Source organism: Aurantiacibacter sp. D1-12 (assembly GCF_028858515.1).
Taxonomy (GTDB): Bacteria; Pseudomonadota; Alphaproteobacteria; order Sphingomonadales; family Sphingomonadaceae; genus Alteraurantiacibacter.
In genome coordinates, this window is sequence record NZ_JAPJZJ010000002.1 from 409,750 (window position 1) to 425,067 (window position 15,318).

General features: G+C 60.9%; 14 protein-coding genes and 1 tRNA gene. 6 read left to right on the forward strand and 9 right to left on the reverse strand.

All coding sequences use genetic code 11. The features are described 5' to 3' along the window. Nucleotides 1–6: 6 nt before the first annotated feature. Nucleotides 7–738, forward strand: a complete 732-nt coding sequence (locus OOZ52_RS06065) for a 3'(2'),5'-bisphosphate nucleotidase CysQ (protein WP_274697607.1) — start codon at nucleotides 7–9, stop codon at nucleotides 736–738. 120 nt (nucleotides 739–858) lie between these two features. Continuing rightward, nucleotides 859–2,823, forward strand: a complete 1,965-nt coding sequence (locus tag OOZ52_RS06070; RefSeq protein ID WP_274697608.1) for a CAP domain-containing protein — start codon at nucleotides 859–861, stop codon at nucleotides 2,821–2,823. 18 nt (nucleotides 2,824–2,841) lie between these two features. On the opposite strand, the gene kbl is transcribed toward OOZ52_RS06070, so the two are convergent. Next, complete coding sequence (kbl, locus tag OOZ52_RS06075) at nucleotides 2,842–4,014, reverse strand: glycine C-acetyltransferase (RefSeq protein WP_274697609.1); 1,173 nt, start codon at nucleotides 4,012–4,014, stop codon at nucleotides 2,842–2,844. A gap of 10 nt (nucleotides 4,015–4,024) precedes the next feature. Beyond that, nucleotides 4,025–5,053, reverse strand: a complete 1,029-nt coding sequence (gene tdh / locus OOZ52_RS06080; protein WP_274697610.1) for an L-threonine 3-dehydrogenase — start codon at nucleotides 5,051–5,053, stop codon at nucleotides 4,025–4,027. Nucleotides 5,054–5,142: 89 nt separating this feature from the next. On the opposite strand from tdh, the gene OOZ52_RS06085 reads away from it, so the two are divergent. Further along, the gene (locus tag OOZ52_RS06085) at nucleotides 5,143–5,709 is read left to right on the forward strand and encodes a helix-turn-helix domain-containing protein (protein WP_274697611.1); all 567 of its coding nucleotides are present in this window, start codon (nucleotides 5,143–5,145) and stop codon (nucleotides 5,707–5,709) included. Between the two features lie 11 nt (nucleotides 5,710–5,720). Here the strand turns inward: OOZ52_RS06085 and OOZ52_RS06090 are convergent. After that, nucleotides 5,721–5,807, reverse strand: a tRNA-Leu gene (locus OOZ52_RS06090). Between the two features lie 220 nt (nucleotides 5,808–6,027). On the opposite strand from OOZ52_RS06090, the gene OOZ52_RS06095 reads away from it, so the two are divergent. Together OOZ52_RS06095 and fsa are read left to right on the forward strand one after the other, a co-directional pair. After that, nucleotides 6,028–6,975, forward strand: a complete 948-nt coding sequence (locus OOZ52_RS06095; protein WP_274697612.1) for a complex I NDUFA9 subunit family protein — start codon at nucleotides 6,028–6,030, stop codon at nucleotides 6,973–6,975. A gap of 115 nt (nucleotides 6,976–7,090) precedes the next feature. Beyond that, the gene (gene fsa / locus OOZ52_RS06100; protein WP_274697613.1) at nucleotides 7,091–7,744 is read left to right on the forward strand and encodes a fructose-6-phosphate aldolase; all 654 of its coding nucleotides are present in this window, start codon (nucleotides 7,091–7,093) and stop codon (nucleotides 7,742–7,744) included. A gap of 17 nt (nucleotides 7,745–7,761) precedes the next feature. Here fsa and OOZ52_RS06105 read toward each other — a convergent pair whose 3' ends face one another. The 3 genes from OOZ52_RS06105 to OOZ52_RS06115 all read right to left on the reverse strand — a co-directional run bounded on the left by OOZ52_RS06105 (nucleotide 7,762) and on the right by OOZ52_RS06115 (nucleotide 11,124). Next, nucleotides 7,762–9,390: an AMP-binding protein gene (locus OOZ52_RS06105; protein ID WP_274697614.1), complete on the reverse strand. Its 1,629-nt coding sequence runs from the start codon at nucleotides 9,388–9,390 to the stop codon at nucleotides 7,762–7,764. Between the two features lie 238 nt (nucleotides 9,391–9,628). Beyond that, nucleotides 9,629–10,030, reverse strand: coding sequence for a hypothetical protein (locus OOZ52_RS06110; protein WP_274697615.1), 402 nt, complete (start codon nucleotides 10,028–10,030; stop codon nucleotides 9,629–9,631). A gap of 218 nt (nucleotides 10,031–10,248) precedes the next feature. Next, on the reverse strand, nucleotides 10,249–11,124 hold the full coding sequence (locus OOZ52_RS06115) for a dienelactone hydrolase family protein (protein ID WP_274697616.1): 876 nt from the start codon (nucleotides 11,122–11,124) through the stop codon (nucleotides 10,249–10,251). A 159-nt stretch (nucleotides 11,125–11,283) separates the two neighbouring features. On the opposite strand from OOZ52_RS06115, the gene OOZ52_RS06120 reads away from it, so the two are divergent. Then, nucleotides 11,284–11,766: an NINE protein gene (locus OOZ52_RS06120; protein ID WP_274697617.1), complete on the forward strand. Its 483-nt coding sequence runs from the start codon at nucleotides 11,284–11,286 to the stop codon at nucleotides 11,764–11,766. A 6-nt stretch (nucleotides 11,767–11,772) separates the two neighbouring features. Here the strand turns inward: OOZ52_RS06120 and OOZ52_RS06125 are convergent, their stop codons facing one another. Genes OOZ52_RS06125 through OOZ52_RS06135 form a run of 3 tightly spaced genes read right to left on the reverse strand, consistent with a single transcriptional unit; the run spans nucleotide 11,773 to nucleotide 15,271 of the window. Continuing rightward, entirely contained in the window at nucleotides 11,773–12,795 is a 1,023-nt protein-coding gene (locus tag OOZ52_RS06125; RefSeq protein ID WP_274697618.1) for an NAD(P)H-dependent flavin oxidoreductase, read from the reverse strand. A gap of 20 nt (nucleotides 12,796–12,815) precedes the next feature. After that, entirely contained in the window at nucleotides 12,816–13,994 is a 1,179-nt protein-coding gene (purT, locus tag OOZ52_RS06130) for a formate-dependent phosphoribosylglycinamide formyltransferase (protein ID WP_274697619.1), read from the reverse strand. After that, nucleotides 13,991–15,271: an aspartate kinase gene (locus OOZ52_RS06135; protein ID WP_446698117.1), complete on the reverse strand. Its 1,281-nt coding sequence runs from the start codon at nucleotides 15,269–15,271 to the stop codon at nucleotides 13,991–13,993. The genes purT and OOZ52_RS06135 overlap by 4 nt, the downstream gene beginning before the upstream one ends. Nucleotides 15,272–15,318 lie beyond the last annotated feature (47 nt).

Genomic DNA, 15,318 nt, shown 5'->3' on the forward strand with positions numbered 1-15,318 from the left:
GCCCCAATGACCGACGCAGAACTCGCCGCCTATCTGGCCCAGTGTGCGGGCAGGATCCTGTTGGAAGTGCGCGCTTCGGGCATGTTCGAAGGCAAGGCTCTCGGCAAGGCGGGTGACCAGACAGCGAACCAGTTCCTGTGCCACGCCATCCGCGCACAGCGTCCCGATGACGGGCTGCTGAGCGAGGAAAGCAAGGACACGGCAGAGCGGCTCGACAAGGAGCGGGTGTGGATCATAGATCCGGTCGATGGCACACGCGAATACGGTGAGGAGCGCGCCGATTGGGCAGTGCATGTTGCGCTGGCCGTGAACGGGGTGCCCGAAGTGGGTGCGGTTGCCCTACCCGGGCTCGATCAGGTCCTGCGTACCGATGCGCCCGATGTTGTGCCCGATGCGCCGGAAAAGCTGCGTATGGTCGTCAGCCGTACTCGCCCGGCCGCCGAAGCTGTGGCGGTATCCGAAGCCATCGGCGCGGAACTTGTCCCTATGGGCAGCGCAGGCGCAAAGGCCATGTCGATCATTCGCGGCGAAGCGGACATTTACCTCCACTCGGGCGGCCAGTTCGAATGGGACAGCTGCGCCCCTGCCGCGGTAGCGGCGGCGCATGGCCTGCACATCAGCCGTATCGACGGGTCACCGCTGGTCTACAACCAGCGCGATACCTACATGCCTGACCTACTGATCTGCCGGAAGGAACATGCCGAACGCGTGTTCGCCGCGCTCGAGGCCTACACCTAGGCGCTGCCCTTCCTCCGGTCTCTGTAACAGCCCCTTCTACCGCCTTAACCTTGTGGCGAAAGGTGATGTTCATGCTGTTTACGCACGAAGCGAGCAAACACGCTATGCAGGAGCCGGGTCATGCGCAGACCGACCGCCGAAGAACAGCTGATGCTGGAATTGATCAACCGCCTGCGGATGGACCCGCAAGGTGAATATGCGCGGCTGACAACTCCCGAAGTGCTCGCCGAGATTCAGGGCGCTTTGAACTATTTTGGCGTAGATCTTTCATCGTTTGAGGCCGCAATGAATTCGTTCGCTGCGGTCGCCCCGCTGGCATGGAACGATAACCTGGCAACTGCTGCATCGGGCCACAATGTAGCAATGATTTCGGCTGACTCACAAAGTCACCAGCTTCCCGGAGAGCCGGGTATTGGCCAACGCGCCACCGATGCGGGCTACACGGGGTGGAACCGCCTCGGCGAGAACATCTACGCCTTTTCCAACAGCATCATTTATGGCCATGCAGGCTTCGTCATCGACTGGGGCTTTGATGACGTGGATTTCGACAGCAATGGTCAGCGCTATTCCGATTGGCAATCGCGCGGTGACGGTATCCAGGATCCTGCGGGGCACTTGCTCAGCCTGATGAATGGCAACTTCACCGAAGTCGGCATCGCAATCGATCTGGAAACCGATCCCAGCACCGATGTCGGCCCCTATGTGATCACGCAGGACTTCGGCCATCGCTTTGCCTACAATGCACAATTCCTCGGCGTGGTAATCGACGATACCGACGGGGACGATTTCTACGACATTGGCGAAGGCATGGGCGGCGTCACAGTCACACTTGTCGGCACTTCGGGCACTTATGCCACCACCACCTGGGATTCGGGTGGCTGGCAGATCGAAGTGCCCGCAGGCACCTATGACATCACCTTCTCCGGCGGAGCTCTCGACGGCACGATCGTGGCCAACGCCACTCTTGGTTCGACCAACGTGAAGCTGGATGTCGAAGCGGACGATGCTGTTGTCCCTGGCATCAGGATTGATGGCACGGGCAATCACGAAACGATCGATGGCAGCCAGCGCGACGAATGGATCTACGGCTATGGCGGGCGCGATAACCTGCTTGGCCGCGGCGGCAATGACAGGCTGGACGGCGGCCCCGGAAACGACTCGCTGCAGGGCGGCCCCGGAAACGACATTCTGATCGGCGGCGATGGTAGTGATACGCTGAACGGCAACAATGGCGATGACGATATGCGCGGCGGTGCCGGAAACGATCGCTATGTGGTCAACAGCCTCGGCGACACGGTTACCGAACTTGCCGGAGAGGGTACCGATACGGTCTATGCCCACGTCAACTGGGTGCTGGGAGACAATGTCGAGAACCTTCGCGTACGAGCCGGCGCGACGACCGGCACTGGGAATGGGCTCGCCAACACGCTTATCGCCCATTCCAGCGGTTCGACGCTCTACGGCATGGCCGGAGCAGACAAGCTGATCGGGAGCCAGGCGATTGATACCCTGTTCGGCGGCGCAGGCGATGACAGTTTCTTCGGCAAAGGCAGCGCGGACACGATGTATGGCGATGCCGGCAACGATATCCTGCGCGGCGATGCGGGCAACGATGTCCTCAACGGCGGCGCCGGGGCGGACAATCTGCGCGGTGGAACAGACGACGACATTCTTAGTGGAGGGGCCGGCACAGATGTGCTCTATGGCAACTCCGGGAACGATACGCTGACCGGCGGCGCTGATCGTGATGTCATGTTCGGCGGCAGCGGAGCGGACACTTTCGTCTTCGCTGATGGAGATATGGCCGGTACAAAATTCGGCGATTCCGAAAGGATCCGAGATTTCGACACCACAGAAGGCGACATGCTCGATCTCTCGGGCCTCGACGCGATCATGGGCGGAAGTGACGACGCGTTCGACTTCATCGGCAATGCCGCATTCTCTGGCACCGCCGGGGAATTGCGCTTCGCCTTCACCAACGGTTCGACCATGATCTACATGGACGTCGATGGTGATGCTGTCGCCGACTATGCCATCCGGCTGGACGGCACGATCAATCTGGCCGAGGCGAACTTCGTTTTGTGAGGCAAATGCGGCGGCTGCTTAGCCGCTCACGCTTTTGAACACATCGACCGCGCGGTCGATCTCGTCGCGTGACAGCGCCGAGGACATCTGCGTGCGGATGCGCGCCTGTCCCTTCGGCACTACGGGGAAGCTGAACGCCGTAACGTAGATGCCCGCAGCACGTGCGCCGGCAGCGAAGTCTGCAGCCTTTTTCGCGTCATAGAGCATGATCGGAATGATCGGGTGTTCGCCCGGCAGAATGTCGAACCCTGCCTCTTCCAGCTTGCCCCGGAAGTAGGCGGTGTTGTCCCACAGCTTCTCGCGCACATCGCCGCGTCGTGCCAACTCAAGCGCCTTCAATGACCCCGCCACCACTGGCGGTGCGACCGAGTTGGAGAACAGGTATGGCCGTGACCGCTGGCGAAGCAGGTTCACGATTTCGGGTCGCGCGCTGGTGTAGCCGCCGCTTGCTCCGCCCAGCGCCTTGCCCAGCGTGCCGGTGGTGATGTCCACGCGGTCCATGCAGCCGCGATATTCATGCGTACCCTTGCCATTCGCGCCGAGGAAGCCTGTGGCGTGGCAATCATCGAAGTGGACGAGCGCATCGTACTTCTCGGCGAGGTCACATATCTCGTCCAGCCGCGCGATGAAGCCGTCCATCGAGAACACACCATCAGTGGTGATCAGCTTGAATCGCGCGCCAGCCGCGTCAGCCTCTTTCAGCCGCTCTTCCAGCTCACCCATGTCATTGTTGGCGTAGCGGTAGCGCTTGGCCTTGCACAGGCGCACTCCGTCGATGATCGAGGCATGGTTGAGCGCATCCGAAATCACCGCATCTTCCGGCCCCAGCAGCGTTTCGAACAGGCCGCCGTTGGCATCGAAGCATGAGGGGTAGAGGATGGTGTCGTCGAAACCCACGAACTCGGAAATGCTCGCTTCCAGCTCTTTGTGCTGGTCCTGCGTACCGCAGATGAAACGCACCGAAGCCATGCCGAAACCGTATTCGTCGAGCGCGGCGCGGCTTGCGGCGAGAATCTCCGGATGATCGGCGAGGCCCAGATAATTGTTCGCGCAAAGGTTCACGACACTGCGATCGCCCAGCGACACAGTCCCGCTTTGCGGAGAGGTGATCTGCTGCTCGGACTTGGTCAGCCCCTGCTCCTCGATAGCATCGAGTTCGGCGGCGAGATGTTCGTAGAAACGCTGGCTCATCTTGTGTTCCTCAGTCTTCCCAGTTCAGCACGACCTTGACCGCTTCGCCCGAGGACATGGCGGCGAAGCCTTCCTCGAAGCGGTCGACCGGCAGGCGATGGGTGATGATGGGAGACAAGTCCAGACCCGACTGGATGAAGACCGACATCTTGTACCAGGTTTCGAAAATCTCGCGACCGTAGACGCCCTTGATCGTCAGCATCGAGAAGATGATCTTGTCCATGTCCACCGTTGGCGGATTGGCGGGCAAGCCCAGAATCGCGACCTTGCCGCCGTGCGCCATATTGGCAATCAGCGAGTCGAGCCCGGGCTGCGATCCCGACATTTCGAGCCCGACATCGAAGCCCTCGCTCATGCCGAGCTCCGTCTGCACGTCCTCGATTGAGCCCTTTGTCGGATTGACCGTGGCGCTCGCGCCCATCTTTTTGGCAAGCGCCAGCCGTTCATCATTGAGGTCACTCACCACCACGTGGCGCGCACCCGCATGGCGGCAGACCGCTGCGGCCATGATGCCAATGGGGCCGGCGCCCACGACCAGCACATCCTCGCCCAGCACATCGAACTGAAGCGCGGTGTGCACGGCATTGCCATAGGGATCAAAGATGCTGGCAATGTCGAGGTCGATATCATCGTCATGCACCCACAGGTTCGCCGCGGGCAGGACAAGATATTCGGCGAAAGCACCCTCTCGGTTCACGCCGATACCTTGGGTGTAGGCGCACATATGGCGGCGCCCGGCCATGCAGTTGCGGCAGCGGCCGCACACAACGTGGCCTTCGCCAGACACGATCTGGCCCAGCTCGAAGCCGGAAACATTGCTGCCGATCTCGACGATCTTGCCGACGAACTCGTGCCCCACGGTCATCGGCACAGGGATGGTGCGCTGCGCCCATTCGTCCCAGTTCCAGATATGCATGTCGGTGCCGCAGATCGCGGTGCGCAGGATTTTCACCTTCACATCGTTCACGCCGGTTTCGGGTTCCGGAACATCCTGGAGCCAGAGCCCCTTTTCCGCTTTCGCCTTGACCAGTGCCTTCATGGAACTATTCCTTCAATATATAAGAATGGCGGCGTTATACTGTCGCCAAGTCCAATTTCAAGCGCACAATATACAAGAGCACATCCACTATGTCGGAAAATGCCATCAGCCGCGAATTCGGCAACCGCGTTGCCACGATGCGGCGCACGCACAAGATCACGCTCGATCAACTCGCGGAACGCTCCGGAGTTTCCCGTTCCATGCTCTCGCAGATCGAACGCGGCAAGGCGAACCCCACGCTCGCCGTGGCTGCGCGGATTGCCGATGCCTTCGGCCTCTCCATCATCCATCTGATCGAGGAAGATATCCGCCCTTCGCTGATCGAGATTGTCGATGCGGCTGACGAGGGCGCGATCTTCAGCGAGAAGAACGGCTGCCGTCTGCGCACGCTCACGCCGCTACATATGGAAAAGAACATCGAGTTCTACGAGCTCACCTTCGCGCCCGGAGGAGAGCTGGACAGCGACGCCCACTTTTCCGGCACCCGCGAAGTTTTGACCGTGACCAGCGGCGAGGTGCAGTTAACCGTAGGCGCGGAAGGCCCGACTATCCTGAAGGCAGGAGACACCGCCCACTATCCCGCCGACCGCAAGCACCGCATCGCCAATGCAGGTCGCAAGGATGCAGTTTGCTACCTGGTGGTAAGCTACGCCTGAATTGTCTTGAATGGTGCCCAGAAGAGGACTCGAACCTCCACGGGGTTGCCCCCACCGCCACCTGAAGACGGCGCGTCTACCAATTCCGCCATCTGGGCACTCACTTCGCGGCCGCAGTCTTGGCTGGGCCATGTGGTAGGAGCGCGCCTCTAAGACAGGTGTGGGGCCGAGTCAACGCGGGTTTTGCAAGCAAAGTGCGCTTTTCCGCTCCCGCCGGAACTACAGCCGCAAGCAATCCGTTTCTGAAGCATTGCCCCCTGCCGCCATGCTGTGCATAGGGCCAAGCACGAAGACCCAACTGCTGTAAGGATTGCCACCATGGCCAGCGCATCACCGCTCGCAGGAAAACTCGTCACACTGATCGGCGGAAGCGGATTTATCGGATCGCTTATTGCACAGCACCTGCTCGAACGCGGGGCGCGTGTGCGGATCGCAGCGCGCGAGCCGGAAAAGGCCTTCAAGCTGAAGCCGCTTGCCAATCTCGGGCAGATCCAGTTTGCCCGTTGCAATGTAAAGGATGCCCGCAGCGTGGAAGCCTGCGTGCAGGGTTCGGATGCCGTTGCCTACCTGGTGGGCACCTTTGGATCCGATCAGCGACAGTTGCAGGTCATTGGAGCCGGCAAGGCGGCAGAGGCCGCCAATGCGACCGGAGCAAACGCGTTTCTCTACATGTCTGCCATCGGCGCCGATGCAGAAAAGGACACCGGCTATTTCCGCACCAAGGGCGAAGGCGAGCAGCTTGTGCTCGGCACCTTCCCCAAAGCGACGATCATGCGCCCCTCTGGCGTTTTTGGCGAGCAGGACGGATTTGTCCCCTTGTTCGCCGATCTGGTGGCGATGATGCCGGTGGTCCCGGTGTTTGGTCCTGAGTCAAAGTTGCAACCGGTTTGGGTCGACGATCTGGCAACGGCCTGCGTCAATGCGCTGGAGAACCCCGGCAAGCATGGCGGCAAGACATTTGAAGCCACGGGCCCCGATGCACTCACCATGATGCAGATCAACGAGATGATTGCGGATGCCCAAGGTCGCGATCGCATGTTCATGCCTATGCCGGGCCCGATCGCCAAGGTGATAGCCGCTCTGCCGCTCACCCCGATCAATTCGGACCAGTACGCGATGCTGGAAGAGGGAAGCGTGGCGACGAAAGGCGCGGCGCAGATCAGCAAGCTGGGGGTCGAGCCGAAGCCGCTTTCTCTATTCCTTGGCCGCTGGATGGTGCGCTATCGCGAGAAGGGTCGCTTTGGCGAGAAGCGCGCGGCGAACTGAACGCGCAGCCTTCATTTCAGTAGAGGAAATCCCCAGCGCACGAGTGGCGCGGGCTGCATCAGCGCGCCTATACCGCTTGCAGTGATTCGCACCTGACTTTGGGGACTACGCAGCCATGAAATTTTTCGCCGACACCGCCGAACTCGATGACATCCGTGAGCTGGCGGCAACCGGCCTGCTCGACGGGGTGACGACCAACCCGTCGCTGATCGCCAAGTCAGGCCGTGATTTCATGGAAGTAACGCGGGAGATCTGCGGCATCACCGATGGTCCGGTGAGCGCCGAAGTCGTCGCGCTCGATCACGAAACGATGATGAAAGAGGCCGAAGTCCTGCGCAAGATTGCGGACAATGTCTGCATCAAGGTGCCGCTGACGGTCGACGGGCTAAAGACCTGCAAGGCGCTGACTGACGATGGCACGATGGTCAACGTTACGCTGTGCTTCTCCGCCAACCAGGCGCTGCTGGCGGCCAAGGCGGGGGCGACTTTCGTGTCACCCTTTGTGGGCCGGCATGACGACAACGGGACGGACGGGATGGATCTGATCCGCGACATCCGCCTCGTCTACGACAACTACGACTTCCACACCGAAATCCTCGTCGCCAGCGTGCGCCACGTGGTCCATGTTCTGGAAAGCGCACGCATCGGAGCAGATGTGATGACTGCGCCACCCAAGGTGATCATGGCGCTGTTCAAGCACGTGCTGACCGACAAGGGGATCGAAGGCTTCCTGAAGGACTGGGAAACCACCGGCCAATCAATTCTGTAAGGTCGATGCGATAGAGATCAGCCGCCGAGAATTCCCTCGGCCTTCTCGTTCACATGCTTGGCGATCCACTGATCGCGCAGCTTGAACTTCTGAATCTTGCCCGATCCGGTGAGCGGCCACTCTTTGACCTCTTCCCAATAGGCGGGGCATTTTTGCGGAGCGATCTGCGAACGGCAGAAGTTGCGCAGCTCTTCGGCGTCGAAACTGTGTCCGTCTTCCATCCGCACGCAGGCGGCAACCGCCTCACCCAGCACATCGTCCGGGACGCCGAAGACGGCACATTCGGCCACGCCTTCATGCTCGGCGAGAACGTTTTCGATCTCGGCAGGGAAGAGGTTTTCACCACCGCGGATGATCATTTCCTTCACCCGGCCTGTGATGCGGACGAACCCGCGATCATCCATCGTGCCGAGGTCGCCAGTTCGCAGCCAGTTGTCCTTGTCGATCGTTTCGGCAGTCGCTTCGGGGTTCTCGTGATAGCCGAGCATGGTCGCATAACTGCGCGAGCGGATTTCTCCGACCACGCCGCAATCGACGATCTCGTCCGTTGCCGGATCGAAAATGCCGACTTCACAGCCGAGTGCCGGGCGGCCGATGCTGGTGGTAATGTCAACCACATCGTCTTCGGGCCGCGCGCTTGTGATAACCGGCGAGCTTTCGGTCTGGCCGTAAGCAACCAGCGCCTTGGCGCCGAGCACCGCCTCTGCCGCGCGTGCAAGTTCGGGGGCGACCATCGCGCCGCCCATGCCGATCAGCTTCATCGATGACAGGTCACGCTCATTGGCCTTTTGCATGGCGATCATCGCCACCGCCATTGTCGGCACAGCGAGCGTCCAGGTAACTTTCTCGTTCGCGATAATGTCCAGCGCGGCATTGGGCTCGAAGAAGGGCAGCGGCACATATTTTGACGCGGTCTGGAGCGATCCGAGCACACCCATCGAGCAACCCATGGTGTGGAACAGCGGGGTGAGGCCGATGGTGGACTGGCGATCATCCAGATTGCCGGTCTTGGCAAAAATGCGCGCATTGTTGGTGATGTTGCGATGGGAAAGGACAACGCCTTTCGGGAAGCCTGTCGTGCCCGAAGTATACTGGATCTGCGCCGGATCGTTGGTATCGACATCGGGCAGCGTGCCACTTGGGTCAGTGAACATGGCCGCATCATCGTGCATATCGACAACTTCGCGCACTGCGGGGATTTCCGCGCACACGGCCTTGCCGATTTCCGCCATCGGGTTACCGCGCACTTCCTTGATCAGGAACAGCGCCACCGCGCCGGACTGGCGCAGGACGTAGTCAAGCTCGCGCTTCTGGTAGGCAGGATTGACGGTGACGAGCGTAAGACCAGCGAGTGCGCAGGCATATTCGACCAGCACCCATTCGGGGATGTTCGGCCCCCACACGGCAATACGTTCACCCGGCTGGAATCGCACAGCCAAGCCCCTTGCCATCCGTTCCGCCCCTTCGAGTAGCTGAGCGTAGGTCCACCGGCGCCCGGTGGTGCCATCCATGAGACCTTCAACCAGCGCCTCGGCATCGCCATTGTTCGCCGCCTGATCGCGCAGCAGCCCTCCGATAGTGGTGTCGAGGATTTCCTCGCCAGCATACCAGTCACAATGCGCTTTCTCGAGCCGCTGCTCGGCCATATCTCTCTCCATCACTTGCTGATCATCCGTCAGCTTACTGATTCCTTCCTGTATAGACGCTTCATACGCTCGACCAAGGGTAAGGCCGCGGAATCTTTTCAGGCAGCAGCAGCTTGCCAAAAGAAGACCCTGCCGGATCAATGCCGGCAGGGCCAAAGGCTGGAGTTGTAACAGGCCGGGTCGGGGCCTGACAGGCAAGCAAGGGGGAAGAGGATAGCTCGCCCTGGTCTTGCCCGGTCTATTCGCCGGGTTCTTCAGACATGGCGTTCACGGCTTGCTGCACACGCATTGCAATGGCGGGGTCAGCCTGCGCCGCGCGGCCGATGGCGCGATAGGTTGCTTCATCCAGCCCCGCCTCTGTCACAATCGCCTGGGCGCGCGCTTCACGCGCTGCATCATCAAGCGTTTCGTCGGCTCGCAGCTCACGCATCTGCACCGCTGCCGCGGCGAATGCAGCGATCTGTCCGTCCGTGAACGATGGCATGGTATCGGGATCCAGCGCCGGGTCCGATGGCGGGATGGGTGTCGTCTCCATCGGCTCCGGCACCTGCGTCGGCGGGCTTGGCGGCACATCCTGCGCTTGTGCCGCTCCGCCTGCAAACAACAGTGCCGCGCCGGACAGGGTAAGAAGAGATTTCATGGTCATTTCCTTTAAGGGTTCGTCACGCCCCCAAAGGAAAGCTGCTCTGTCGGCGCGCCAGGCACAATCGCGCGCTGGCCGAACCGCGCCGCAAACCCGATAGTCTGCAGAAGATGTTGGCTGCTGGCGACGAACCGTTGCCCCGAACCGGAAAACGCCAAGAAGCGCCGTTTCAGTCTGTCTTCCGGATCGCTCGCTTTGTCAGCAGGGCGGACGAATCAGAGCTTTGCGCGATAGAGTGCCAGCAGATTCGACCAGGCTCTCTCGGCCTCTGCTTCGGCATAGGCGGGGCTATCCAGCACGGTCCAGCCGTGATCACCATCATACAAGTCGACAACAACGTCAGCCGTTGCCGAAGCGGCGGCTGTATCCAATGCGTCTTTCATGCCTTCACTGCGGGCATTGTCATCGCGCGCCACACCGATGTGCACGCCTGTGCTTTCCGGCAGACCAGCCAGCAGATTGACCGGAGCCATGGCATCGCCGCGCGTTAGCCCGCCCGAATGGAAGCTGGCTGCCGCCTTGATCCGGCCACGCACAGCGCTGGCGGCAAGGATCGTCCAGCTGCCGGTCATGCAATAGCCCTGATTGCCGATGCCGCGAGAGCTATCGACGGCATCCTGTTCATCAAGCCATTCCACCACGCTGCGCGCTGTCGCCATGACCGCATCGGGCGTATTCACTTCGCGCCACGGCATCACGCGGTTCCAGCCATCGTTGCTGCGCCAGTCGCTGAAGTCTTCGAACTGCTGCCCGGCAACCGAGCGGTAATAGGGGTTCGCCACGAGGACCGAAAAGCCGTCTTCAGCCAGCCGCCTACCCATTGCGATCTTCGCCGGACGCAGCCCCGCGATGTCGGGCCAGAGAATGACTGCCGGGTTGGTGGTGCCCGCACGGTGCATGAAAACCCCGTCCATCGTCCCGCCATCGGCAGCGAAAGTCACATTGCGCTGGGTGATCCCGGCCTGTCCGTCCTCACCACCGACGGGGGCGCAAGCTGCCATCGCGCCTGCTGCACCAAATGCACCGAACTGGCGGCGGCTGACTGGCCGCGATAGCGCCTTCATCGATTCAAGATGGTCACGATCACACATGGCAGTTTCTCTCCTTTTCGAAGCTCTATTCGGACATAGCAGTGATGGGGTTACGCGCAAATCGCGGTTTTCGAAGGGGAAATTGAACGCTCGTCTAGTGCTGACGTCGCTTGTCGAAGGAGTCCTTGATTCTCGCCCCAAAAGCGGCATCTTTAAGGCATGGACAAACGTGCGGAAGAAATTCGGAAACTCAGCCAGAAGGGCCCTATCCAGCTTGATCGCGGTGGGTATGACGGGGGCAGCCTGCCCCGTGCCGAACCTCATGCAGAGCTTACCCGGCCGGCGAACATCGCCAAGCGTGAAGGACGGATCAACTGCCCGGTCTGTGACGAGGATATCTCCGCGCGCGCCAAGAAATGCCGCCATTGTGGTGAAGTCCTCGACGCAAACATGCGCCAGGAACAGATGGCGGAGCGCCGCACCGGACCGCACTACACTCGCAACAAGAGCAAGATTGCGGCAGGAATCTTTGCAATTCTTCTGGGCGGTATCGGCGTCCACAAGTATTACCTCGGCAGAATCGGCCAAGGCATTCTATATACACTGTTCGCCGTCACCGGCATTCCAACGATACTCGGAGTTATCGAGGGCATCATCTACCTGACGATGGATGACGAGAAATTCTGGCAGAAATACGGGTAGGCTGGCCTAACCGGCACGCGATGGCCGCTTCAGCGCCACTTCGCTCTGTTCCATCAGTTTTGCGATGATATCGGCGGCAGGCTCTTCCTCGGTAACGAGGCTGACGCTCTGGCCCGCCATCATCGAACCGCTTTCGACGTCGCCATCGACGACCGCGCGGCGCAGTGCGCCAGCCCAGAAGTGCTCGATCTCCAGCTGCGCTTCGAGCATGTCGACCTTGCCATCATCGAGCATCTTGGCGACTTCGCGCTGTTTGGCGGTGAATTCCTCGGTGCCCTTGTTCTTGAGTGCGCGCACCGGGATCACCGGCAGGCGCGGATCGACCTGGACGCTCATTTCGGCGTCACGTGCCTTGGCCCGAAAAAAGGCCTTCTTGAAGTCGGCATGGGCAATGCTCTCGGCAGCGCAAGCGAAACGCGTGCCGAGCTGAACGCCGCTCGCGCCCATTTCCAGATAGGCGGCAATCATATCGCCTGTGCCGATGCCGCCTGCAACAAACACCACGAACTCCTCAGCTAACGCGGGCAGGAATTCCTGCGCGAGAACACTGGTGGAGACAGGGCCGATGTGGCCACCAGCTTCGCTGCCCTCGATCACCAATGCATCAGCGCCCGAACGCAGCAGCTTCTTGGCCAGCGCCAGCGTCGGCGCAAAAACGATGACCTTGGCACCGTGACCCTTGATCGCCTCGACACTTCCCTTGGGCGGGATACCACCGGCCAGCACAACATGGCTGACGCCGTGCTTGCCGCAAATGTCGATCAACTCGAAAATCTGCGGATGCATGGTGATGAGGTTCACGCCAAAGGGCTTGTCCGTCATCGCCTTGGTCGCGGCGATTTCCGCATCGAGCAGTTCGGGCGTCATCGCACCGCAGGCGATCACACCAAAGCCGCCGCCGTTGCTGATCGCGGAAACGAGGTTGCGTTCGGAAACCCAGCTCATCGCGCCGCACATGATCGCATGCTCGCTGCCGAGAAATTCGATGCCTCGCGCCATCAGCGCGCTGGTCTTGGGATAGTTGTTCATGGTGAAGCCGCTTAAAGCGGTCAGTCGCGATAGTCTATCCGCACTTTGCCAGCCGCCTCTGCGGCAAGCGCCCTCGCCTCGTCGGTATCCTCACCCACCGCAAGCGCGACACCCATCCGGCGATAGGGGCGTGTAGTGGGCTTCCCGAAGATCCGCACGTCAACATCCGGGCCAAGGCCGAGCGCATCGGAGACACCCTCGATAGCAAAGTCTGCGCTTTCGCGATCCGCCAGGATTACAGCCGACGCCGCAGGAATCGCGGGTTCGTCCGCGAAGACCGGCAGGCCCATCACTGCGCGGGCATGCAGATCGAATTCGGAAAGGCCCTGCGAGATCAGCGTAACCATGCCGGTGTCGTGCGGACGTGGACTAAGTTCGGAGAAGATCACTTCCTCTCCCTTCACGAAGAATTCGACGCCGTAGAGACCCCAGCCGCGCCCCTCGCCCTCAAGCGCGCTCACGACCTTCTCGGCCATCTGCTGCGCTTTCGATAGCGCCGCATCGCTCATCGCCGCAGGCTGCCAGCTTTCCTGGTAATCGCCGCGTTCCTGCCGGTGGCCGATAGGCTCGCAGAAGGTGAAACCTCCGGCATGGCGCACGGTCAGCAGGGTAATTTCGTAGTCGAAGGCGATGAACTGCTCGACGATCACACGCTGGCGGTCACCGCGCATATTGTCGACCGCGTAGTTCCATGCCTTTTGCAGATCGGCTTCGCTATCGACCTTGCTCTGGCCTTTGCCCGAGGAAGACATGACCGGCTTGATGACACATGGAAAGCCGGTGACTTCTGCCCCCGCCTTCACTTCATCAAAGCTTTCGGCATAGCGATAGCGCGAAGTGGTGAGCCCGAGTTCCTGCGCCGCAAGATCGCGGATCGCATCGCGGTTCATGGTGAGCTGCGTAGCGCGGGCAGAAGGCACGACGTTGAACCCGTCGACCTCGACATCGGCGAGCACTTCGGTGCGGATCGCCTCGATCTCGGGCACGATCAGATCGGGCTGATGCTTCGCCACAACGGAGCGCAGGGCTTCACCATCGAGCATCGAAAACACTTCGCTCGCATCAGCCACCTGCATTGCTGGCGCATTGTCATAGGCATCACATGCGACGACATAGGCACCCAGTCGCTTGGCCGAGATCACAAATTCACGGCCCAGTTCGCCCGAGCCGAGAAGGAGGATTTTGTGGGTGTGGCTCACGCAGCTTCGTCCGGCGCATCGAGGCCGTAGGCGGTGTGCAGCACACGCACCGCCAGTTCAGTCTCGTCCTCGTCAATCAGCACGCTGACCTTGATTTCCGAAGTCGAGATCGCCTGCACGTTGATGCCACGATCAGCGAGTGCTTGGAACATCGTAGCTGCCACACCCGCGTGGCTCTTCATCCCCATCCCGACAACGCTGATCTTGGCGACCTTGCTGTCTGTAATTACGCGGTTGAAGCCGAGCTTTTCCTTGCGGTCTTCCAGCATCGCCTGTGTCCGCGCCAGGTCGGAAAGCGGTACGGTGAAGGTCACGTCGGTCTCACCCTTGTCGCGGCCAACGTTCTGAATGATCATGTCGACATTAATGCCGGCGTCACCCAGCGGCCCGAAAATTTCGGCCACCGCGCCGGGTTTGTCGGGCACGCGGGTCAGCACCACGCGGGCCTCGTTCTTGTCATGCGCGATGCCGGTTACGACTTGGCGTTCCACTTGGCCATCCTCCAGAAGTTTACCCATCTCCTCTTCGGAGACGATCATTGTGCCGGGCAGCGTATCTGCGCTGGGCGAGCTTTCATCGACGAAGGACGAGAGCACCTGCAGCCGGACATTGTATTTCATCGCCATGCTGACAGAGCGCGTCTGCAGCACCTTGGCGCCCACCGATGCGAGCTCGAGCATTTCTTCAAAGGCGATATGCTTGATCTTGCGGGCGCGGGCCACGATGCGCGGATCGGTGGTGTAGACACCGTCCACATCGGTGTAGATATCGCAGCGATCCGCTTCCACCGCAGCAGCCACGGCGACAGCCGAGGTGTCCGATCCGCCGCGACCCATTGTGGTAATGCGCCCGTCATCGGAAACGCCCTGGAAACCCGGGATAATAGCGATCTGCCCGCCTTCCATTGCGGCGATCATTTCGGCGGCTTCGATATCACCGACGCGGGCGTTAGCGTGATTGGCAAAGGTCTTCACTGGCACCTGCCAGCCGAGCCAGCTGCGCGCCCGGCACCCCATGCTCTGCAGCGTGAGCGCGAGCAGTCCGGCAGTCACCTGCTCTCCGCTGGAAACAACCACGTCATATTCCGCGGGGTCAAAAAGCGGGTTTGCTTCGCGGCAGAAATTTACGAGGCGATCAGTCTCACCCGCCATCGCCGAAACCACAACGGCCACCTGATTGCCGCCCGCAGCCTGCGCGCGCACGATGTTGGCGACACGGCGGATCCGCTCGGTCCCTGCGACCGATGTCCCCCCGAATTTCATCACTATGCGTGCCAAGGCCGCCTCACATCGGTATGGTTGAATGCCCCGGGCGCTGTTAAGGG